Here is a 21,191-nt window from a genome sequence, read left to right on the forward strand (position 1 = left end):
GGACGTGAGCTACGACGGCACGGACTTCTCCGGCTGGGCCCGCCAGCCGGGCCGCCGCACCGTGCAGGCTGAACTGGAGCAGGCGCTGCACCGCCAGCCGCCGGGGGAGTCGGTGCCGAAATCCGTGGTCGTCGCGGGCCGCACGGACGCCGGGGTGCACGCGACGGGCCAGGTCGTGCACGTCGACGTCGTCCCGTTCGCGCCCGGTGCGCCGGGCCGGATTCCGGTGGACTCGCTGGGAATCCCGGACCTGACGCGCATGCGCGGCCGCTGGAACAAACTTTTGCCCGCCGACGCGCGGGTTCTGCACGCACGCGTGGCCCCGGCGGGTTTCGACGCCCGGTTCTCGGCCATCCGGCGGCATTACCGCTATCGCGTCTCCGACGCCCCGTGGGGCGTCGATCCGTTGCGCCGCAACGACACTCTAGCTTGGGGCCGTCCACTGTCGACAGAGCGGATGAACGCTGCCGCGCAGTCGTTGCTGGGCCTGCAGGACTTCGCGGCGTATTGCAAACAGCGCGAGGGCGGCACGACGATCCGCGAGCTGCAGCGTCTGGAGTGGACTCGGATCGACGAGCATCTGCTGGAAGTCCAGGTCAGCGCGGACGCGTTTTGCCATTCGATGGTCCGCAGCCTGGTCGGGGTGTTGCTGCTCGTAGGGGACGGGCGGCGCGGAACCGAGTGGCCGGGCGAGGTTCTGGCGAGCGGGACCCGGGACAGCGCGGTCGCCCCGGCCCACGGGCTGACGTTGACGGCGGTGGATTATCCGCCGGATGAGTTGCTGGCCGCGCGGGCTGAGCAGACGCGGAATGTGCGGTCGTCGAACGAGCTCTAGGCCGGGGCGGGCCGAAAAGAGCAGGCCCTGGTGATACCAAGGTGATATCACCGACTTCATGGCGATGACATTGCGATTGAACGACGAGCTGGAGCGCGCGCTCGCGGACGCAGCGGCTCGCCGGGTCCGCGACGACCGGGTTCGCGACCTTTCCAGCGAGGGCCGTTCCCGCTACGCCGCTCTGCTTGATCGCCTGGCGCGGTGAAATTCGAATACCTGACGCTCGACGACCTGCTCCTGCTGTCGGCGGACCCGCGGGTGCCCGGGGTGCGCGATCTGGGCTTGCTCGACGCGGCGGCGCATCGACCGCAGTCCTCGCTGATGGGGCAGGACGCGTATCCGGGCCAGCACGAGAAAGCCGCGGTGCTGCTGGAATCCATCGTCCAGACCATCCGCTGAGCGACGGGAACAAGCGTCTCGGCTGGATGTCGGTGTTCGTGTTCTCCGGGCTGAACGGCTTCGACCTGGACGCGCCCGAGGACGACGCGTACGACCTGGTGATCGCGACCGCGACGGGGACTTTGCCGTATCAGTCGGTGGCTGAGCGTCTGGCGGAGTGGGCCAGCGCCGTCGTCCCGCCGCCGAATCTGAAAACCTTGAGCGCTGCCGACCACTCGAAACGGTGAAGGCCTCCTCGCCGGAATTCCCGCGAGGAGGCCTTCACCGTGCTGACGGCTCTCAGTCGCCTCGGCGAACCGGGCCGAGCAGCTGCTGTTCCTTCTGCGTCGTGACCAGCCGCAGCGGACGCCACAGGTTCGTGCCCAGTGCCACGACCTGGTCGTCCTTCAGTGTGGTCAGCTGGCGCATCATCTGCGGCGGCAGCCGCCAGATCCGGGCCGCCAGTTCGGCCTGTCCGGCGGGCAGCCGCTGCATCAGCACGAGGTCCGCGGCGTTCGCCGTGGTGCCTGCCTGCGGGTGCAGGTACGGCAGCACGTACACCGTGGTCTGCCAGGGCGACCGGGGCGGGAACAGGTCCTGCGGGGTCGGTCCGCCGTCGGTGACCACGAGCAGCGGGGCGTCCTCGGACGGGCGCGGCAGTTCGACCGGCGAGAGCCGGCGGATCTGCACCAGCGGCGACGGGCGTCCGTCGCGGGTTCCGGCTGCCTGCTGCAGCACTTGCCACGCCGCGGGACGTCCGGTGGCCACGACGACCCACGCACCCGTCGCCATCGCGCGCATCGCGACCTGACGGGCGAGGTAGAGCCCGCCGACGAGCACGATGCGGGTCGGCTGCGAGCGCAGCGCCGACACGGTCAGCGGCTCGCCCTTGAGGCCGGAACCGAGGACCACGCCGCCGCGGTCGCCGGACGGGCTGATCGCGTCGAGCATGGCCGGGTCGACCGTGAACTCCGGGGCGACGCCGGTGTTCCGCCCGGCGTCGCGCAAACGCGTGCTCATGCCGCCGCCTCCTCGAGGAGTTTCACGCTGATCGCCGGGCAGGCGACGGCATGAATAACGTTGGTTCGCTGGCAAGCGGCGCTCATGCCGTGCCTCCGATCGGCAGCGTCGCGGAGAACGCCGAGACCTGCATGCCCTTCATGGGGGTCAGGTCGACGTCGAGCCGCTCCGCGATGCTCTGCAGCCGCTGTTCGGCGGCGTCCAGCTCGCGCGGGTTGCGGGCGCTGAGCCGCACCACGCCGCGCAGGCCGATGCGGCCCTCGTCCGCCGACGGCGAGATCGCCATGGCGACCGTCGCGGACAGCGCGCGCACGCTGGTGAGTCCGTTGAGACTGCCGCTGATCTTTCCCTTGGGCCAGCCGGTGATCGCGTAGCTGGAGTGCCCGATGCCGGCCGCGGTGACGCCGGTCCAGCTCTCCTGCAGGCTGACCTTTTCGTTCGAACCGGCGACCGCGGTGAGCTCGGCCGCCGAAATGCTGGCGCGCAGCAGTTCGTCGGGGTCGAGCGGCCGGGTCGGCACGCCCTGGGACTCCAGTGCGTTGCGCACCCGCGACAGCGCACCGATCATCGCGCGGTGCGCGCCGACGACGCCGCCGCCGCGTTCCCGGATCGCCTCCGGGCAACGCCGCGGGTCGAGCCGGACCGCGATCCACGTGGTCCGCCGGGCGGCCGCGGGCAGCGGGCCGAGCACCTCGAGATAGGAGCTGAGCGCCGGGGCGTCCGCGGGCATCGCGGCCGAACCCGGGTAGCTGTGCCAGATCATCTGGATGGAGTCCAGCAGCACGCCGCGGTCTTCGAGGCACGGCGCGAGCGCGGACAGCGGAAGGCTGGGCGCGCCGCCGGCCTGGGAGATCATCGCCGGCATCGGCTCGACGAGCAGGACCGCGGTCCAGGTGCCGTCGTTCCAGGCGATGCCGACTTCCTGCCGTTCGTGGTCGACGGCGTGTGCCACCACGAGGTCCGGAACGGCCAGCCGCAGGAGGCTGACGCGCGCGTCCTCCGGGCCGGTGACCGCGCTTTCCTCGGCGAGTTCCTCGATGCTGGTCGGCGGCGGAGGGGTCGCCACGCGACCGTGCGAGCGGAACCGGTACCGCAGCGTCAGCGAGAGCCACTGGGTGAACCAGCGTCCGCCCACGCGCAGGAACGCGAGAATCAGGCCGAGCGCCGCGACGCCGATCGCGACGTACTTGAGCTGCGTGTTGATCGCCAGCAGCACGAGCCCGATCGCGACGCCGACTTCCAGCACGACGAGGTTGACCACGGGCAGCGGGCCGAGCGTGATGCCGCCGGAACGCCGCCGCGAGGGCGGGGCCATCCGGAGCGCGGTCGCGGTGCCGCCGGTCGGTGCGGGTTCGCCGCTTTCGGGGCCGCCACCGCTGTTCGGGCCGCCGGGGCCACCGGGACCGCCAGGTCCGCCGGGTCCGCCGGGTCCGCCGCCGCCAGGTCCGCCCGGGCCTCCGGGGCCACCGCCGCCGGGGCCGCCGGGTCCGCCCGGACCACCGGGACCACCAGGGCCACCGGGACCGCCCGGCCGAGGACCGTTAGGTCCGCCGCCGCCAGGACGTCCGGTCCGCGGACCGGTGGGACCACCAGGACCGCCCGGACCGCCGGGGCCAGCGGGGCCGCCGGGCTTGGGGCCGCCGGGACCGCCGGGGCCGCCCGGCTTGGGACCGCCCGGTCCTGGAGCACCGGGGGCGCCAGGCACGCCGGGCTTGGGAACGCCGGGTCCGGGGGTGACCGGTCCGCCGGGCCGTCCGGGACCGCCCGGAATACCGGGAGGGGGAGTGCGAGGGGGCAGGCCGGGACCGCCGGGAGCCGCGCCGGGTCCGCCGGTTCTTCCGGGCCGCTGCGGCGGACCCGGGGGACGTCCCCCGGGAGGCGGTGGCGGCCCCTGCGGACCAGGCGGACGTGGAGGCGTGCTGACGGACATCCGCGCGTTCTCTTCCCCTCGTGAGTGCTGCGTACCCGGAAAGCCGGTCCCGGGATGCCTGACCCTAACCGGAGTTGGTAGAAACCCCACACCAGACGGTCCCCGTACGGCTATCCTGCGGAACCGTACCGCGACGGGGAGGACTGTAGGTCGAGAATGCCATCAACACCCACGACTAAGTCTCAGGTTCAGGCATACAAGTTCGTCCTGCGCCGGATGCAGTCCGCACTGGTCCGCCGCGACGCGGTGATGTTGCACGACCCGATGCGCTCCCACGGGCGCGCGACCGCGGTCGGCGTGATCCTCGGCGTGCTGGGCGCCGTCGTTTTCGTGCTGTGGGGCCTGTTGAGCCCCTCGCCGTCGGTGCCGTCGTCGGACAACATCGTGATCGGCGAGCAGTCCGGCACCGTGTATGTCGTCACCGGGAACCCGGCGCGGCTGATCCCGACGTTCAACCTCGCGTCGGCGCGGCTGATCCTCATGGCGCAGAAGCAGCAGGGCGGACAGGGACAGCAGGGCGGCCAAGGCGGTCAGCAGGCGGCGGAGGTGAAGAACCCGACTGTCGTCTCGGATGAACAGCTGAAGAACATGCCGCGCGAGAAGCTCACCGGCATTCCGGACGGCCCGCAGCTGATCCCGTCGGCGGACCAGCGGATTACCCCCAATTGGGCGGTGTGCGACGAGGTGGTGCTCGACCCGTCGCTGCCGCAGCAGGACTCGGTCAACAAGACCAACACGGACGTGATCGCCGGCATCGACAAGCTCGGCAACGAACTGCAGGAGAACCAGGCGCTGCTCGGCGACGCGGGCAACGGCAAGACCTACCTCATCTACCGGCTGCCCGCGACGCAGAGCCGGCCGAACGCGAACACCGTGCGCGCCGAGGTGCCGTCCGGCTCCAGCGATCCGGTGCGGTCCGCGCTGCATCTGCCGACGAAGTCGCGCAAGGTGTCGCAGGCTTTGCTCAACGCGATCCCGGAGGTCAGCAAGCTGGTCCCGCCGCCGGTGGCGGGCGAGGGGACGACTCCGCCGAGCAGCTTCGACGGCCTGACCGTCGGCGACGTCTTCTCGACCCAGCCCTCCGGCGGCCCGCTGGAGTTCTGGCTCATCGCCAAGTCCGGCATCCAGAAGGTGTCGCCCGCCGTCGCGGACATCGTGCGCACAGCCAAGAGCGGCGGTTCGGCCACCACGCCGACCCTGACTCTCGACAAGATCAACAACGTCAAGGTGCTGCAGCAGGGCGACCCCGATTACGTGAAGGTCGACGACTACCCGAAGGTCGTCCCGACCGTCCTCGACGCCACGCAGGGCTCGCCCGTCGCGTGCCTCGGCTGGTCGCTGAGCGCCGACAAGACCCAGGCGCACACCTCGGTCTACATCAACAAGCAGATCCCGGTGGAGAAGAACGCCGACGGCACCTCGAAGATCCTCAGCGTCAGCAACACCGGCCCGAACGGCGTGCCGATCACCGGCTTCTACATGCCGACCGGGTACGGCGCGGTGGTGCAGTCGGCCACCGAATCGGACAAGACCTTCGGCAAGGGCCCGATCCAGCTGATCTCCGACCGCGGCATCCGCTACGGCGTGCCGGACGCGGCGACCGCGGAGGAACTGGGGCTGAACAACCGGCTGCCCGCGCCGGAGTCGATCATCGGGCTCCTGCCGACGGGGGCGTCGCTGAACGTGCAGAACGTGATGAAGCAATTCGATTCGGTGCCGATCGACCCGAACGCGGGCTCGTACAAACCGCAGGCGGCCGGACAGCAGCAACCCGCCGGGAACTGACGGCGGAGTCCGTCCGTCACACTCGGACACGCACCGGGTGAGCGGAGGGACGAACGTGGCAGCGGCGGGAAGCAGTCCGGGAACAAGCGCCGTGCGGATCGACGGCGCGGTCGTCGGCGGCTACGCGGCGAAGGTCGCGCGGGCGGCCGACGAACTGGAGACCGCCGCGGGCGAGGTCGGCGCGCGAGCGACCACCTCCGTGGCGTACGGCGAGGTGGCCGCGCAGCTGGGCGTGCCGGAGTCGTACGCACAGGCTTCGCAAGCGTTGCGCGGCCAGCTCACTGCCGGCGTGGCCGCGCTGCGGTCGGTCGCCGCGGCGCTGGAGCAGCTCACCGCGGGCCACACTCAACGGGACGCCGACGCGGCCGAGCGGATCGAGCGCGCCGGGAGGATCTCGTGACGGAGCCGTCTTTGGCCTACGTGACCGAGCTCGCCCGCGAGCTGGGCGTGACCGATCCGGTCGCCGCCTACTACCGGCCGCTCACCGGCCGCTGGGAAGAACTGGACGCGGAGGCCGAGAGCCTGCGCGGCGCGGCTCGTACGGCGGCCAGGGTGTCCACGAGCCTCGCGGAGGATCTCGGCCGGATCGACGCGTCGTGGTCCGGCCCCGACGCGGACGCGTTTGTCGCTTACCTCGGCGAAATTCGCGCGGCGAGCGAGGGAGCGGAGGACGCGCTCGACGCGCTCGCTGACGCGATCGATCAGCTCACCGAATCGCTGCGCAAGATCGTCGGCGCGGCGGAAGAGGTGCTGGTCGACGCTGCTGACCTGCTGTCCGAATCGGCGATGCTGCCCAGCGGCGGCGCCTCCCGGGCGCGGTCGCAGATGCGGGAGACCGAACAGTCGCTGAAGTCCTTGCACGAGGCCGCGGAGGACGTGCTGCGCGAGTTCGGCCGGTTGTGTGCTGGCGTCGACGCACCCGCCGGAAGTCCGTCGAGCATCGAACTGCGGCACCACTATCCAGCGCAGCAGTTCCGGCTGCACGACGCTGACGCTCCCGCGAACGCTCCGGCGGGGACCTCCGCTGCCGCCGGAGAGTCCACAGTGGCCGCTTCGGCGTCCACTTCGGACGATTCGGTGACCCCGTCCGCCGCGGAGGATTCCCACCACGGCAAGGAAACCGCCGCCGATCCGCGGCTGGAACAGGGCCAGGCGGGCCTTCCGCCCGCCGAGCCGGTCGCCCCGGCGGCGCAGCCCGCGGCGGCGGATCAGGGCACGTCGATGATGCCGATGATGGGCTTCGCCGGCTTGGGCGGCGGAGGCGGTGACGGCGGTTCGCAGCACAAGCCGAGGCAGCGCGGGGCGGCGAAGACGTCCGAGATCTTCGGCGAGCCCGCACAGGTGACTCCGCCGGTGATCGGCCAGGACCCGCCCGCGCGGCGGCCGGAGAAGGACGGGAAGCCGCCGAAACCTGGAAAGTGACCAAGGAGGCCGCCGTCGCGACAACCGCGGCGAATGGCCTTCCCGCGCACGGACGAACAAAAAGGGCCGCTCCCCGCAGCGATCGCGGAGAGCGGCCCTTTCTGGTGCCAGAAGTTATCGCGCTGGCGGCGACCCGGACCGGTTTCGCCGGATCGTGTGCACCACGAACAGCGTGATCAGCAACGCCGCCACGCCGCCTCCGGTGCCCGCGAGCGCGACGATCATCGGGGTCGAGCTGATGCCGTCGGCGGGCGGCAGCGTGGCCTCCTGCACCACCGGCTTCGGCAGCGAGAGGTTGCCGGTGTCGCCCGGAAGGTTCGCGGTGAGCGCGGCCACCGGGTCGATCACGCCGTAGCCGACGAAGTTGTCGCGTCCGCCCGGAGCGGCCGGATGCTGCGCGGTCGCCTTGAGCCGCTTGACCACGTCGCGTGCGTTCAGCTTCGGGTACATCGAACGGACCAGCGCGGCGACGCCGGCCACGTACGGCGCGGCGAAGCTGGTGCCCTGGATCGGCGACGGGTTGCCGTTCGCGATGGTCAGGTTCGCGAGTCCGGTCGAATGCTCCGCCGGGTCGAGCGACACGATCTTGGTGCCCGGCGCGGCGACGCCGACCCACGGGCCGTGCACGCTGAACGGCGCGACGCTGCCGTCCTCCTGGATGGCCCCGACGGACAGCACGTCGTCGGAGAACCACGGCGGCGTGACGATCGACTTCGGCTTGTTCGGGTCGGCCTGGTCGTTCTGCGGGCAGTTCTCCGAAACGTTGCCCGCGGCCGCGATGACCACGATGTCGCGCTCGACCGCGTAGTGCACCGCGGCCTGAACCTTGCGCTCGCCCTCCTGGATGTCGCCGGGCGCGGTGCCCGCACGGCAGTGGTCGACCGACATGTTGATCACCTTGGCCCGGCCGCTGTCGGCGATGCCGCGGATGATCTGCGCGAGCGTGTTCAGCGTGCCCGCGGTGCCTTCCTTCTGCAGCTGGCGGTTGTCGCCCTTGTTGTCCTGCTGGGGCGCAGTGCCGCTTCCGCCACCGGTTCCGCCGCCCGAGGACGGCGGCAGCTGGCTGTTGCTGCTGCCGCCCGCCGGGGGCTGCTGGCTGTTGCTGCCGGACGGGGGAGCCGAGGGCTGCTGCGGGCTGTCGTCCTTGGCGTAGTTCTCGCTCAGCTGCCGGTAGGACACGATGTGCGCGTCCGGGGCCACGCCGATGAAGCCGACCTTCGGGTCCTGCGGATTGCCCGCGATGATCCCGGCGACCTCGGTTCCGTGGCCGTCGCAGTCCTGCAGGCCCGGCTCGGCGCCGTTGTCCGGGGTGGCGACGTAGTCCCCGCCGCTTTCCACCCGGCCCTGGAACCACGGATGCGGCGTGACGCCGGTGTCGATCACGGCGACCTTCTGGTTGCCCCCGACCGATCCGGTGGCCGCGCGGACGATCTCCTGCGCTTTCTGCAGCTGCAGGTAGTCCTGGCCCCACGGGCGGAAGTTGATCTCGACGTTCTGCCCGAGACTCCGCTGCACGCACTCGTTTTTCTTCTTGTACGTGGTGTCCGAGTGGCCGGTGTCGGCGGGCGGCGCGTCGCCGGGACCCAGCGGCGGCGGAGTGGCCCAGGTGCCCGCGGGCGCGTCCGCCGTCTGCGCCGACGCCGGAGCGGCGGCGAACGGGGAAGCCAGCCCGAGCCCGGCGGCGAACAGCGCCACGCCGGCCCGGCCGGGAAGGCCGAGCTTGCGGGGGAAGGAGCGGCGGGAGCCCATCGCGCGGCTCACTTGAGGTTGAGGTGGCGCAGCGTCGAGTAGAGGTCCATCACGCCGAGGGCGAGCGGCAGCACCACGGCGATGCAGATCGCCTCGATGATTTCCACGGTGCGCCGCAGCGGCGGCGAGAAGCGCTGGTCCGGGAAGACCACGCCGACCACGAGGGCGGCCGCGGCGATCAGGATCAGCGCGCCGAAGACGTACAGCAGCCGCTGCTCCGCGGTGGCGGAGAAGAACAGCCAGCCGAGCAGGATGCCCGCCGCGGCGACCATGCCGGTGGTGAGCAGCGCGATCGCCTGCGCGCCGTTGGCGTAGGCGCGGGCGCGCAGCAGCAGGACCAGCGTGGCGACGACGCCGAGGATGATGCCGAAGACGTTCGGCGCGGTGGCCGCGAGGACCGCCGCGACGGCCGTGGTGGCGCCGCAGCCGATCATCAGGCCGGTCATGTAGTCGTGCGCGACCGCGGTGCGCTGCTCGATCGCCTGGTAGTCCGGGAAACCGGAGTCTTCCTTCAGTTCCTCGGCGGTGCTCGGCACGTACGGCAGCGGCAGCTTGGCGAGCCAGATGGTGGCGCGCGGCAGGAAGGAGATGCAGCCCAGTGCGACGGCGACCGTGCCCGCCGCGACGGACGCGGTGTCGGCGCTGGTCACGAGCGTCGCGACGAGGAAGGCGAGCGCGCCGAACACGCCCGCGGTGGCGGTGGCGATGAACACCCGGATGCCCGCGCCGACCACGAGGATGCAGACCGCCGAGACGATCAGCACCAGCACCGCGCCGAGCAGCAGGTTCGCCCGGACCGACAGGCCGGGCACGATGTAGAACCCGCTCACGAACGCGAACGGAAGGCCGCCCGCGGAGGCGATCAGCACACCGGTGGCCTCGGCCTGGTAGGCCTTGGCGAGCGTGGCTCCGACCGCGACGCAGGCGATCGCGCCGAGGCCGCCGGCGATCGCCGGGCCGAGCGCGGAGCCGCCGTAGAGGGAACCGCTGAAGAACAGAGCCAGCGCGGAGAAGAACAGGGCGAGCCCGCCGGCGGCGTGGCCGAACCGGCGCGCGGTTTCCTTCGTCCACGGGCGGAAGGTGTCCGGGTCGGCCTCCGCGATGGCGTCGACCACGTCGTCGTACATCGGCGGCGGCGGGTTCTCGTTCCGCTTGCGCAACTGCAGCAGTTCGCCGTCGACCACGCCGAGGGACGCGAGCGTCCGGCTCGGGTCGAGCGGGGCGTCGCCGAGCTTGGCCAGCGCCCACCCGCCGTGCCGGGCCCCGCCGTCCGGAGTGACCTCCTTGGCCATCTCCAGAAGCATGGGCAGCAGGTCGGCCACCGCCACGTCGGCCGGAAGGGCGACGTCGATGCGTGTCGTCGGCGCGACCACCGTGACCCTGCTGAATACCGTCGTGCCCGTTGCCACTAGATCCCCCGCTCTGAAGAGTCAGCTCCCGGGGAACTTATACCGAACCTGGTGACGGGTTTCAGCGCGTCTCCGCAAATAGTCGGCGAAAGTACCCGTCCAGGCCGGGTTGGGCCAGATCGACCAGCGGGTTCGCCCGCCTGGTCCGATAACTGTCGGTGGCGGTCCTTACACTCGGGCGCACTGGGAGGACGGGTCCCGTCGCGGGGCCCGAAGAGGGGGTGCGAGATGCCGATCCTGGAGTTGGCCGGATTTCCGGGGCGACGTTCGATAGGTTGTCCCGCGCACCCGGGTGCAGGCGTCGAGCAGGAATAGAGGGGTCCTTCGATGAGCACGCTGCAGTTCAAGAAGTCGCCGCGGCTGGCCGCGCCGCGCCCGCCCGGCGGCGAGGTGCATCTCGAGCCGCCGCCGGAGGTGCCCCGCACGATCCCGGGAAACATCGTCGCCAAGGCGATTCCGGGCGTGATGATCTTCGCGTCGCTCGGGATGATGGTCTTCATGTTCACGGCGGGCGGCAAGAACCCGACCACGATCATGATGAGCGGCATGATGCTGATGGGCACCGTCGGCATGCTCGCCGGGGGCGGCGGCAAGGGCGGTGGCCAGAAGAAGGCCGAGATGGACGAGGACCGCAAGGACTATCTGCGGTACCTCGGCCAGATGCGCGACCGCGCCCGCGAGGCGATGGTCGACCAGCGTGCCGCGCTGGAATGGGTGCACCCGGACCCGCAGTCGCTGTGGTCGCTCGCGGCCAGCCGCCGGATGTGGGAGCGCAGGCAGAACGACCAGGACTTCCTGCACCTGCGCGTCGGCCGCAGCTCGCACCGCCTCGCCACCCGGCTGGTCCCGCCCCAGACCGGCCCGGTGGACGAACTGGAGCCGATCGCCACCCTCGCGCTGCGCCGGTTCGTGCGTGCGCACTCGATCGTCCCGGACCTGCCCACCCAGATCACGCTCCGCGGCTTCGCGGCGGTCAGCATGCAGGGCGAACGCGGCCTCACCCGCGCGCTGACCCGCGCGATGCTGGCGCAGCTGGTCACCTTCCACAGCCCGGACGACGTCATGATCGCGGTCGCGACCGCGGGCCGGGCGAAGCAGGAGTGGGAGTGGGCGAAGTGGCTCCCGCACGCCCAGCACCCCACGCTGTCGGACGGCATCGGCCAGCTGCGCATGATGGCGGGCTCGCTCAAGCAGATCGAAGACTGGCTGGACGAGGAGCTGCGCGACCGGCAGCGGTTCTCCCGCAACGCGACGCCCGCGCCGGACCAGCCGCACGTCGTGATCGTCATCGACGACGCCGAGGTGACCCGCGAGGAGCAGATCATCCTCGAGGAGGGCCTGGTCGGCGTCACCCTGGTCGACCTTTCCGATTCGATCGGCAACCTCGCCGCGCGGCGCGGCCTGCGGCTCGTGGTCGAGGAAGAGCGGCTCGGCGCGCGCAGCGCGGGCGGGGTCGAATGGTTCGGCCGCCCGGACAAGCTGAGCGTGGTCGAGGTCGAGGCGCTGGCCCGGCTCATCGCGCCGTACCGCGTCGGCGGGGGCGGCGGCCAGGACGTCAGCGAGGAAGAGCCGCTGCTGTCCAACCCGTCGCTGCTGGAACTGCTCGGAATCCCGGGCGACCCGATGACGTTCGACGTGCAGCAGGCGTGGCGGCCCCGGCCGATCCGCGACCGCTACCGGGTCCCGTTCGGCGTCGGCGAGTACGGCCAGCCGGTGGAGCTGGACATCAAGGAAGCCGCGGCGGAGGGCATGGGCCCGCACGGCCTGTGCATCGGCGCGACCGGTTCCGGCAAGTCGGAGTTCCTCCGCACGCTGGTGCTGGGCATGCTGGCCACGCACTCGTCGAGCACGCTGAACTTCGTCCTCGTCGACTTCAAGGGCGGTGCGACGTTCCTGGGCCTGGACAAGGCCCCGCACGTGTCCGCGGTCATCACCAACCTCGCGGACGAGGTCACGCTGGTCGACCGCATGAAGGACGCGCTGGCCGGCGAGATGAACCGCCGCCAGGAAGCGCTGAAGAACGGCGGCAACTTCAAGAACGTCTGGGAGTACGAGAAGGCGCGCGAGAACGGCGCCGACCTCGACCCGCTGCCCGCGCTGTTCATCGTCTGCGACGAGTTCTCCGAACTGCTGGCGGCGAAGCCGGACTTCATCGACCTGTTCGTCGCCATCGGACGGCTGGGCCGGTCGCTGCAGATGCACATGCTTCTCGCGTCGCAGCGGCTGGAAGAGGGCAAGCTGCGCGGTCTCGACTCGCACCTGTCCTACCGGATCGGCCTGAAGACGTTCTCCGCGGCGGAATCCCGAGCGGCGATCGGCGTGCCGGACGCGTTCGAACTGCCGTCGGTCCCCGGTGGCGGTTACCTGAAGTACGACACCTCGACCCTGGTGCGGTTCAAGGCCTCCTACGTCTCGGGCCCGTACCGGCCGGCCGGCATCAAGGCGGCCGGACCGGCCGCCACGGTGGTCCGCGCGGACAAGCGGCCGCAGCTGTTCGTGCCGGACTTCGTGGAACTGCCGAAGGAACCCGAGCCGGAGCCGGTCCTCGAGGAAGAGGCTCCGAAGCAGCAGGAGTCCGAAGAGGCCGTCGAGCCCAGCGAACTGGACGTGATCGTCAGCCGCCTGGTCGGGCAGGGCCCGCCGGCGCACGAGGTGTGGCTGCCGCCGTTGAACGAGCCGAACTCGCTCGACACGATGCTGCCGAACCTCAACCCCACCGACGACCGCGGGCTGTCCCCGGTCGGGTTCTTCGGCAACGGCAGGCTGCAGGTGCCGCTGGGCATCGTCGACCGGCCGTACGAGCAGCGGCGCGACTTGCTGTGGGCGGACTTCTCCGGTGCGCAGGGCCACGGCGTGATCGCGGGCGGTCCGCAGTCGGGCAAGTCGACCATGCTCCGGACGCTGATCATGTCGATGGCGCTCACCCACACGCCTGAGGAAGCGCAGTTCTACTGCCTCGACCTCGGTGGCGGTACTCTCGCCGGCCTCGCGGACCTTCCGCACGTCGGCGGGGTCGCGGTGGCCCGGCGCGAGCCGGACAAGGCCCGCCGGATCGTGGCGGAGCTGACCACGCTGCTGACCGAGCGCGAAGGCCGGTTCGGGGCGCTGGGCGTCGACTCGATGACGGAGTTCCGCAACCGGAAGCGCCGCGGTGAGATCACGCCGGAGCAGGACCCGTTCGGCGACGCGTTCCTGATCGTGGACAACTGGCGGGCGCTGCGCGACGACTTCGAGGAGCTGGAGACGTCGATTACGCGGCTGGCCACCCAGGGTCTCGCCTACGGCGTGCACGTGATCATCTCGGCCAACCGGTGGGCCGACCTCCGGCCGGCGATCAAGGACATGCTCGGCACGCGCTTCGAGCTGCGCCTCGGCGATCCGACGGAGTCCGAAATGGACCGCCGGATCGCGGTCAACGTCCCGGCCGGGCGGCCGGGCCGCGGTCTCACCCGCGACAAGCTGCACCTGCTCACCGGCCTGCCGCGGATCGACGGGTCGAGCGATCCGGAGACGGTGGCGGCGGGCGTCGCGGACGCGGTCGCGAAGATCCGCGGGGCGTGGCGCGGCCGGGTGGCCCCGCAGGTGCGCCTGCTGCCGGAGATGATCACCTACGAAGAGGTCCTGCAGATCGACCAGAAGCGGGACACGAAGCTCATCCCGATCGGCGTCAACGAGGAAGACCTCCAGCCGATCTACCTGGACTTCGACGCGGACCCGCACTTCTTCGCCTTCGCCGACGGCGAGTCCGGCAAGACGAACCTGCTGCGGCAGATCGCGCGCGGCATCACCGAGCGCTACACGCCGCAGGAGGCCGTGATCCTGCTGGTCGACTACCGGCGCACGATGCTCGGGTTCCTCCAGGGCGATTCGCTGCTCGGCTACGCCGTGTCGTCGGCGCAGCTGGACAGCATGGTCCAGGACGTGGTCGGGTCGATGACGCGGCGGCTGCCGGGTCCGGACGTCACCCAGGAACAGCTGAAGACCCGCTCCTGGTGGACCGGTCCGGAGCTGTTCATCCTGGTCGACGACTACGACCTGGTGGCTACGCAGTCCACCAACCCGCTCAAGCCGCTGTCGGAGTTCCTCGCCCAGGCGAAGGACGTCGGCCTGCACTTGATCGTGGTCCGGCGCACCGGTGGTGCGTCGCGGGCGGCGTACGACCCGATCATCGGCAAGCTCAAGGAGCTGGCGGCCACCGGCATGGTGATGAACGGTTCCCGCGACGAGGGCGTGCTGATCGGCAACATCCGGCCGAGCGCCATGCCGCCGGGCCGGGGCAACATGCTGAGCCGCAAGAACGGGAAGCAGCTCGTGCAGGTGTCGTGGATCCAGCCCGACTGACCGACCGGGGAGCCGTCGCGGTTGACGGAAGGGGCGCCCGGTGACGGTGCGGGTCGCGGTCGACTTCGGGACCTCGAGCACTTGCGTCGTGGTGTCGGTCAACGGCCGCGAGCCGCAGGTCGTGGTGATCGACGGGCAGCCGCTGATGTCCTCGGCGGTGTACGCGGCGTCCGACGGCACCCTGTTCGTCGGCCAGGAGGCCGAGCGGCAGGCGGCCGTCGACCCGTCGCGGTACGAGCCGAATCCGAAGCGGCGGATCGACGAGGGCGATCTGCTGCTCGGTGATGCCGTGCTGCGGGTCATCGACGTCGTGCACGCGGTGCTGGACCGGGCGGTCGCCGAGGCGCGGCGCGTCGCGGGCGACGCCGAGGTGGACCTGCTGGTGCTCACCCACCCGGCGGACTGGGGCGCGATCCGCACGCGGTTGCTGCGCCAGGCCGCGGGCCGGCTGGCGCGCGAGGTGGCGCTGGTGCCGGAACCGGTGGCCGCGGCGGTGTACCACGCGGCCACGTTCGCCCCGGAGGCCTCGCCGGGCGGCCGGACGGTCGAGTTCTCCGGCCGTCCGGGCGACGCGCTGGCGGTGCTCGACCTCGGCGGCGGCACGGTCGATGTCAGCGTCGTTCAGCGGTCGCCGGAGGCCGCGCGCGCGGCGAGAGTGCCCGGCGCGCCTCCGCAGCGGGGCGGGTTCCAGGTGCTGGCCACGCGCGGCGACCCGAGTTTCGGCGGGGCGGACATCGACCAGGCGTTGCTGGAGCACGTCGGGTCGCTGGTGTCCGGCACGGATCCGCAGGCGTGGCAGCAGCTGGTCGAGGGCCGGGAGCTGGCTGATCGCCGGCGGCGCCGGGTGCTGCGCCAGGACGTCCGCGGCGCGAAAGAAACGTTGTCGCGGCACACGTACACCGATGTGCCGTTGCCGCCGCCGTTCGCGGACGCGCACGTGACGCGGGCGGACCTGGAGCGGCTGATCGGGGCTCCGCTCGGCCGGGTGGTCGAGCTGACCAGCGCCGCGATCGCCGACTCAGGCCTGCGTCCGAAGCAGCTCGCGGCGATCTTCCTCGTCGGCGGTTCGAGCCGGATCCCGATGATCTCCCGGCTGGTGCACGAGCGCACCGGGGTGGTGCCGACGAGCCTGGACCAGCCGGAGACCGTCGTCGCGCGCGGTGCGCTCCGTGCGGTGCTGCTGGAACCGGATCGCACCGGCGTGCTGCCCGGTTCGTCGATCCCGGGGCAATCCGAGCATCGCACCGAGGTGGTCCGAGGGGACGCGCCGATCCGGCGCGGTCTTCCGCCGGTGCCCCACGCGCCGAATCCGCGCAATGCTCCGGTGCCGCCGCGCGGATTCTCGCCCGCTGATCCGGCCAGGGGCCCGCAAAGCGTGCCGTTCGGTGCCGCAGCGCCCGCCGGTGCGAGTCCATTGCGGACTGCGCCGGGCCAGAACGCGTTAGGGCAGAACGGTTCCGCGAGCGGAGGGTTCGCCGTTCCCGGCGTGGACGCGCCGGGCAAATCCGCGGGCAAGGCGAAGAAACGGCTGTGGCTGATCACCGCGGCGGTGGCGGTCGTGGCGCTGATCGCAGGCGGAGTCGTGTACTTCGTGAGCAGCGGCGACAACTCCGACCAGGGCCGCTCGTTCTCCCAATACGACTTCAGCCTCGTCGCGCCGAGCGACTGGGTCCAGACCACGGACGAAGTCGCGGACCGGCAGGTCATCCTGCACCCGCAGGACGCCGAGAAGGGCAACGACCTCGTGCTCGCGCAGGAGTTCGTGATGGACTACGACGCGACGGCCGACCGGCAGAAACTCGTCGACGCTTTGCGGTCCGGGGTCAGCGGAAACGCGAACTACACTGCGTTCAGCTCCGATCTGACTTACGGTGGCCGGACCGTGATCGGCTACGTCGAGAGCAAACCGGAACGGATCACCGTCCGCTGGTATGTGCTCGTGCAGGGGCGGATCCGGGTGCATGTCGGCTGCCAGTACCAGTCACCCGCGGTGCAGCAGCGCGTCGACGCCGCGTGCGAGCAAGTGGTGCGCACGTTGAAGATCACCAGCTGAAGGAGCACCTGTGGCCTCCGTTCCGGAATCCGCGCCGGCGGCGTTCATCCGAGCGGGCCAGGATGCCGTCACCTTCTCGCGCCGGGTCGCGGGCACGGCGCTCGCGCGGAGTCAACGGCACCGCAGCGAAAACCGGGAATTGCTGAAAGAGTTCGGCAGGCGGCGGCTTTCCGGCGCCGCGGAACCCGCGCCGTCCGCGTTGCGCGGGGCCGCCCGCCGGTTCCGCGCGGCCCGCGGATTGCCGATGCCCGCCGAGCCTGTCTCGTCCGAGCCGGTTCCCGATCGGCCCAAGATTTCGCCCGAACAGACACGGACGAGTGATGAGGACGAGGACTTTTCGCAGTCGCGAATCATGAGCCGGGAGTCCTGAAACTGTCCGGGAACCGGCTGTGCGTGTGCTAACCACGCTGGTGGACAAGGTTTTTTCGGGGGTACTCCGGTGCTGTTCACCCGGCCGTTGCCGGGCGGTTCCCTGACCTCGCGTTCACGCAAGCAACTACTTGCGAAGAAGTCGCGACAAGCGTGAACCGAACTGGCAATGTCTTCGTCGTAGGTGCAGTGCCGGAAACACCAGCCGGCGCGCACAACCACTCACGAAGGGGGTAGCTCCCAATGGCTGCTGGCGGTTTCACTGGGGATCCGAAGGAATTCACCGCGGCGGAGGGGCGCGTCGTCGACGCGACCAGCCGGATGAACAAGAACCTGAGCGACCTGCGCTCCAACATCGAAGCGACCCGCGCGGGCTGGGAAGGCGACGCCCAGCGCGCCTTCGACAACGTCATGCGCCGCTTTGACGACTGTGGTCGCGGCCTGAACGACGCGCTGCACCGCATCGGTGAGCTGCTCCAGGAAGCGGGTTCCACCTACGCCAAGAGCGAGGCGGCCCAGCACGAGCACATCAGCTCGCTGAACAAGGGCTTCGGCGTTCTCGGCTGATCCAGTTCTTTTTCCGTTCCAGATTCGCCTTCCTCTTTCATTCTTTCTTCTGACAGGAGTTCGACATGCCTGACGGCCGCATTGTTGTTGATCCGGGTACCATCCACCGCGCCGCGGAGGACTGCACCGCCACCGGCGGCGAGCTGAAGACCCTCTTCGACAACCTGCAGAGTGACCTCAGCCCGCTGACCAACAGCTGGACCGGTGAAGCGAAGGACCAGTACCACCAGGCCCAGAACGAGTGGAACCAGAAGTTCGAGGAGTTCACTCAGCTGCTGGCGCAGATCGCCGCCGTGCTGCCGCAGATCGCGGACGGCTACACGGCGACGGACCGCTCGGTGCAGAACCTGTTCTGAGCCAAGCTCCGAAACCACGGCGGGCCGGGCGCCTTCGGGTGCCGGCCCGCCGTTTTCGTTGCCCGGAAAGGCTTTCGCGGGCTGATCAGTGCGGAGCGCCGACGGAATATTCCGGCTTGTCGTTGAGCACGCGCACGGTCACCTTCTTCGGCTGCCCGCCGACCTGCACCGTGCAGTCGAAGGTGGTGCCGTTCTCGATCGCCTGGCCCGACGGGCACGCGACGTTCTTCACGTCCGGCTCGCCGTAGTTCTCGTTGAGCACCCGGGAAACGCCCTCCTGCAACGACTTCTGGTCGAGGGTGTCCCCGCTGAACACTCCGGTCGCCCACGAGATCCCGGCCGCGGCGGCCAGCACCACGACGACGGCCCCGGCGATCAGGAACGGTTTCTTCGACCGCGGTTTTCCTGGCTTCGCCGAGGAAAACGCGCCGAGCCCGCCGTATTCGGACGGCTGGAATCCGCCGCCGTAAGGACTTCCGGACGGCTGCGGTCCCGGCTGGCCCTGCGCTTGCCCGGGCCCGCCGTACGGCTGAACGGGCGTCGGCTGGCTCTGCGGCTGACCGTAGGGCTGGGCCGGATACCCCTGTTGCGGATACTGCGGCGGCGGAAACGGCTGCGGCGCCGGAGGTTGCGCCCACTGGCCGCCGGATCCGTCCACATGGGACGGATAACCCGGCTGCTGCGGCGCGTTCGGCCCCGGCTGCCACCACTGCGGCTGGCCATGAGGGTGCTGGTCGGGAGGCTGGGTCATCGGAGGTCACCTCGGGGATCGGTCGGCGCGGGGGTCGGCGGAAGGGTGCGCATCAGCGCCCCTGCAGTTCGCCGAGCCTGCGGTAGAAGTCCTGTTTGGCCGCGTCGTCCGCGAGGACGGTGACCTGCGAGGCGTCCGGCACCGTCGGCAGGTCCGAGGAGGTGGCCTCGCCGGTGAACTTGAAGTCGTAGCGCAGTTCGACCTTGTGCCCGTCGCCCTCGAACTTGGCCGCCATCGTGAACTCGGCGAGCGAACCGTCCGGCTTGAGCGTGATCGTGCTCGGGATGACGGCCTTGCGCAGTTCCGGGCCGACCTGGTTGACCACCTTGTCCGGCAGGAGCTCGACGCGCCGGTCGAGGAAGATCGGGAACGGCACGTTCACGGTCAGCTGCTCGGTGCCGTCCGCGGAGCTCTTCGCGCCGCGCAGCGCTTTCTTGTCCGCCTTGTACGCGCTGTCGACCGCGTCGCCCATCTTGCACGCGATCTGCACCCCGGCCCACGCGCACGGCTGGATGAGCCCGGCCTCCGGTTTGGGCATCGACACCCACGGCGTCGGCGCGAGCGATTTGTAGGCCGGGCCGAGGTAGAGGTACTCGACGGCGCCCTCGGCCGGGGTGAACGAGTCGAGGAACTCGTTGGGGTTCTTCTGCGACCGGTTGTGCACGATGCGGCTCTCGGGGCTGCCAGTGCGCGCGGAGGTGACGATGTTGTGCAGGTACTTGTCGTCGAACTTGAAGTACCGGTCCGCGGAGTTGGTCACATTGCGCGGCTCGACGATCGTGTCGCCGAGCTTCGACATGGCCTTCTCGAACTTCGCGCCGACGTACGCGGCGGCCTGGTCGCCGTCGGGCAGCGCGGTGCCGGCGCGGGCCTGCCCGCACGCCGTCGCGAGTGCCAGCACGGCGGCGACGGCTCCTGCCGTGCGTGCGGCTCGGGTCGTCCACGCTCGTGTCTTCAACTGCGGTCCCCAGGTGCTCGTCGTGCTCGCGCGGATGCGCGTGGCGAATCGTCTCATCCCGGCGCGTCGCGCGGGGCGGGATGGTGGTTCCCGGCCGCTGGTCGGGTAAGCTGCGACCGGCCGACGAGGCGCCTTCGCACCCCCCGCTGCAGAGCAGAGGGACCACAGGGGTATCTTCATATGTCGTTGTGCGTTGCGGCGCGTCAGCGCTCGGCCCGCACATTACCCACACGCAATGACGACGAGGTAGACCCTTGCCCACGTACAGCCCCAAGCCCGGCGACGTCACTCGTGCCTGGCACGTGATCGACGCCGAGGATGTCGTGCTCGGACGGCTCGCGACCGAGGTCGCCACGCTGCTGCGCGGCAAGCACAAGCCGACCTACGCCCCGCACGTGGACACCGGTGACTTCGTCATCATCGTCAACGCCGAGAAGGTCGCTCTCACCGGTAACAAGCGCGAGCAGAAGTTCGCGTACCGGCACAGCGGTTACCCCGGCGGTCTGCGGAAGCGCTCCTTCGGCGAGCTGCTCGACACCAAGCCCGAGCACCTCGTGGAGAAGGTGGTCAAGGGCATGCTGCCGAAGAACAAGCTCGGCCGCGCCATGGCCAAGAAGCTGAAGGTGTACGCCGGCCCGCAGCACCCGCACGCCGCGCAGCAGCCGCAGGCGCGCGAGATCACCAAGATCGCGCAGGTCGCGCAGTGAGTGAGGAACAGTTGACCAGCACCGAGACCGAGGTCGTCGCTTCGACCGAGACCCCCGCCGAGGCCGTGGCGACCAGCGAGTCCGCCGCCGCTCCGCGTCCCTCGCGGGCCGCCGGCGGCAACGCGCAGACGGTCGGCCGCCGCAAGGAGGCCGTGGTCCGCGTCCGCGTCGTGCCGGGTACCGGTGAGTTCAAGCTCAACGGCAAGTCGCTCGAGCAGTACTTCCCGAACAAGGTCCACCAGCAGCTCATCCGCGAGCCGCTCGTGACCGTCGAGAAGCCGGACTCCTTCGACATCTTCGCCAACCTCAAGGGCGGCGGGATCTCGGGCCAGGCGGGCGCGCTGCGTCTCGCCATCGCCCGTGCGCTGGTCGAGGTCGACGCCGACGACCGTCCGGCCCTGAAGAAGGCCGGCTTCCTGACCCGTGACGCGCGCGCCACGGAGCGGAAGAAGTACGGCCTCAAGAAGGCCCGCAAGGCCCCGCAGTACTCCAAGCGCTGATTTTCGCGCCTGGCGCAACCCTGGAAGCGCCCATCCGTCCATCGGATGGGCGCTTCCGGCG

18 protein-coding genes and 1 pseudogene are annotated in these 21,191 nt (G+C 70.6%); 13 read left to right on the top strand and 6 right to left on the bottom strand.

Features of this window, described 5'->3' with window-relative positions; genetic code table 11:
* The 3 genes and pseudogenes from truA to H5411_RS49795 all read left to right on the top strand — a co-directional run.
* On the top strand, positions 1–835 hold an 835-nt coding region (gene truA / locus H5411_RS17705; RefSeq protein ID WP_183124359.1), incomplete at its 5' end, for a tRNA pseudouridine(38-40) synthase TruA.
* Between the two features lie 58 nt (positions 836–893).
* Positions 894–1,040 carry a CopG family transcriptional regulator gene (locus H5411_RS17710; protein WP_183124360.1) on the top strand — a complete coding sequence of 49 codons (147 nt, stop codon included), beginning with the start codon at positions 894–896 and terminating at the stop codon, positions 1,038–1,040.
* A pseudogene (locus H5411_RS49795) lies at positions 1,037–1,461 on the top strand (type II toxin-antitoxin system death-on-curing family toxin). Before H5411_RS17710 ends, H5411_RS49795 begins: the two are co-directional and overlap by 4 nt.
* Before the next feature lie 52 nt (positions 1,462–1,513).
* Here the strand turns inward: H5411_RS49795 and H5411_RS17720 are convergent.
* Together H5411_RS17720 and eccE are read right to left on the bottom strand one after the other, a co-directional pair.
* Positions 1,514–2,233 (bottom strand): hypothetical protein, encoded by a 720-nt coding sequence (locus tag H5411_RS17720; protein ID WP_101436006.1) that lies wholly within the window; start codon positions 2,231–2,233, stop codon positions 1,514–1,516.
* Between the two features lie 82 nt (positions 2,234–2,315).
* A complete protein-coding gene (gene eccE / locus H5411_RS17725; protein WP_101440822.1) occupies positions 2,316–3,548 on the bottom strand; it encodes a type VII secretion protein EccE in 1,233 nt (410 codons plus the stop codon).
* Positions 3,549–4,319: 771 nt separating this feature from the next.
* Here eccE and eccB point away from each other — a divergent pair.
* The 3 genes from eccB (at position 4,320) to H5411_RS17740 (ending at position 7,370) form a co-directional block, all read left to right on the top strand.
* Positions 4,320–5,948, top strand: a complete 1,629-nt coding sequence (gene eccB / locus H5411_RS17730; RefSeq protein WP_101436005.1) for a type VII secretion protein EccB — start codon at positions 4,320–4,322, stop codon at positions 5,946–5,948.
* A 91-nt stretch (positions 5,949–6,039) separates the two neighbouring features.
* Positions 6,040–6,348 carry a hypothetical protein gene (locus tag H5411_RS17735; protein ID WP_183124361.1) on the top strand — a complete coding sequence of 103 codons (309 nt, stop codon included), beginning with the start codon at positions 6,040–6,042 and terminating at the stop codon, positions 6,346–6,348.
* Complete coding sequence (locus H5411_RS17740; RefSeq protein WP_183124362.1) at positions 6,345–7,370, top strand: WXG100 family type VII secretion target; 1,026 nt, start codon at positions 6,345–6,347, stop codon at positions 7,368–7,370. The genes H5411_RS17735 and H5411_RS17740 overlap by 4 nt, the downstream gene beginning before the upstream one ends.
* Before the next feature lie 114 nt (positions 7,371–7,484).
* Here the strand turns inward: H5411_RS17740 and H5411_RS17745 are convergent, their stop codons facing one another.
* Positions 7,485–9,119, bottom strand: a complete 1,635-nt coding sequence (locus tag H5411_RS17745) for a type VII secretion-associated serine protease mycosin (protein ID WP_101436002.1) — start codon at positions 9,117–9,119, stop codon at positions 7,485–7,487.
* An 8-nt stretch (positions 9,120–9,127) separates the two neighbouring features.
* The gene (gene eccD / locus H5411_RS17750) at positions 9,128–10,528 is read right to left on the bottom strand and encodes a type VII secretion integral membrane protein EccD (protein WP_183124363.1); all 1,401 of its coding nucleotides are present in this window, start codon (positions 10,526–10,528) and stop codon (positions 9,128–9,130) included.
* Positions 10,529–10,855: 327 nt separating this feature from the next.
* Here eccD and eccCa point away from each other — a divergent pair, with 327 nt between their 5' ends.
* The 5 genes from eccCa to H5411_RS17775 all read left to right on the top strand — a co-directional run bounded on the left by eccCa (position 10,856) and on the right by H5411_RS17775 (position 18,214).
* Complete coding sequence (eccCa, locus tag H5411_RS17755) at positions 10,856–14,869, top strand: type VII secretion protein EccCa (RefSeq protein ID WP_101436000.1); 4,014 nt, start codon at positions 10,856–10,858, stop codon at positions 14,867–14,869.
* Between the two features lie 40 nt (positions 14,870–14,909).
* A complete protein-coding gene (locus tag H5411_RS17760; RefSeq protein WP_101435999.1) occupies positions 14,910–16,922 on the top strand; it encodes a type VII secretion-associated protein in 2,013 nt (670 codons plus the stop codon).
* Positions 16,923–16,932: 10 nt separating this feature from the next.
* Positions 16,933–17,292 (top strand): hypothetical protein, encoded by a 360-nt coding sequence (locus tag H5411_RS17765; RefSeq protein WP_101435998.1) that lies wholly within the window; start codon positions 16,933–16,935, stop codon positions 17,290–17,292.
* Positions 17,293–17,534: 242 nt separating this feature from the next.
* Positions 17,535–17,858 carry a WXG100 family type VII secretion target gene (locus H5411_RS17770; RefSeq protein ID WP_101435997.1) on the top strand — a complete coding sequence of 108 codons (324 nt, stop codon included), beginning with the start codon at positions 17,535–17,537 and terminating at the stop codon, positions 17,856–17,858.
* A 65-nt stretch (positions 17,859–17,923) separates the two neighbouring features.
* Positions 17,924–18,214 (top strand): WXG100 family type VII secretion target, encoded by a 291-nt coding sequence (locus H5411_RS17775; protein WP_101435996.1) that lies wholly within the window; start codon positions 17,924–17,926, stop codon positions 18,212–18,214.
* A gap of 85 nt (positions 18,215–18,299) precedes the next feature.
* Here the strand turns inward: H5411_RS17775 and H5411_RS17780 are convergent, their stop codons facing one another.
* A complete protein-coding gene (locus H5411_RS17780; protein WP_101435995.1) occupies positions 18,300–18,965 on the bottom strand; it encodes a DUF4333 domain-containing protein in 666 nt (221 codons plus the stop codon).
* A 52-nt stretch (positions 18,966–19,017) separates the two neighbouring features.
* Positions 19,018–19,923 carry a hypothetical protein gene (locus tag H5411_RS17785; protein ID WP_167441907.1) on the bottom strand — a complete coding sequence of 302 codons (906 nt, stop codon included), beginning with the start codon at positions 19,921–19,923 and terminating at the stop codon, positions 19,018–19,020.
* A gap of 254 nt (positions 19,924–20,177) precedes the next feature.
* Here H5411_RS17785 and rplM point away from each other — a divergent pair, with 254 nt between their 5' ends.
* Together rplM and rpsI are read left to right on the top strand one after the other, a co-directional pair.
* A complete protein-coding gene (gene rplM / locus H5411_RS17790; protein WP_009072361.1) occupies positions 20,178–20,630 on the top strand; it encodes a 50S ribosomal protein L13 in 453 nt (150 codons plus the stop codon).
* A gap of 11 nt (positions 20,631–20,641) precedes the next feature.
* Entirely contained in the window at positions 20,642–21,130 is a 489-nt protein-coding gene (gene rpsI, locus H5411_RS17795; RefSeq protein WP_009072362.1) for a 30S ribosomal protein S9, read from the top strand.
* Positions 21,131–21,191: the final 61 nt, after the last annotated feature.

Origin of the sequence: Amycolatopsis echigonensis (genome assembly GCF_014174495.1) — a bacterium.
In the GTDB taxonomy this organism is placed as follows: Bacteria; Actinomycetota; Actinomycetes; order Mycobacteriales; family Pseudonocardiaceae; genus Amycolatopsis; species Amycolatopsis echigonensis.

Bases quoted from the DNA above. Each gene is read 5' to 3' on its own strand.
- eccCa (WP_101436000.1), top strand. From the start codon at position 10,856: ATGAGCACGCTGCAGTTCAAGAAGTCGCCGCGGCTGGCCGCGCCGCGC.
- eccB (WP_101436005.1), top strand. From the start codon at position 4,320: ATGCCATCAACACCCACGACTAAGTCTCAGGTTCAGGCATACAAGTTC.
- H5411_RS17775 (WP_101435996.1), top strand. From the start codon at position 17,924: ATGCCTGACGGCCGCATTGTTGTTGATCCGGGTACCATCCACCGCGCC.
- eccE (WP_101440822.1), bottom strand. From the start codon at position 3,548: ATGGCCCCGCCCTCGCGGCGGCGTTCCGGCGGCATCACGCTCGGCCCG.
- H5411_RS17710 (WP_183124360.1), top strand. From the start codon at position 894: ATGGCGATGACATTGCGATTGAACGACGAGCTGGAGCGCGCGCTCGCG.
- H5411_RS17770 (WP_101435997.1), top strand. From the start codon at position 17,535: ATGGCTGCTGGCGGTTTCACTGGGGATCCGAAGGAATTCACCGCGGCG.
- H5411_RS17720 (WP_101436006.1), bottom strand. From the start codon at position 2,233: ATGAGCACGCGTTTGCGCGACGCCGGGCGGAACACCGGCGTCGCCCCG.
- H5411_RS17780 (WP_101435995.1), bottom strand. From the start codon at position 18,965: ATGACCCAGCCTCCCGACCAGCACCCTCATGGCCAGCCGCAGTGGTGG.
- H5411_RS17745 (WP_101436002.1), bottom strand. From the start codon at position 9,119: ATGGGCTCCCGCCGCTCCTTCCCCCGCAAGCTCGGCCTTCCCGGCCGG.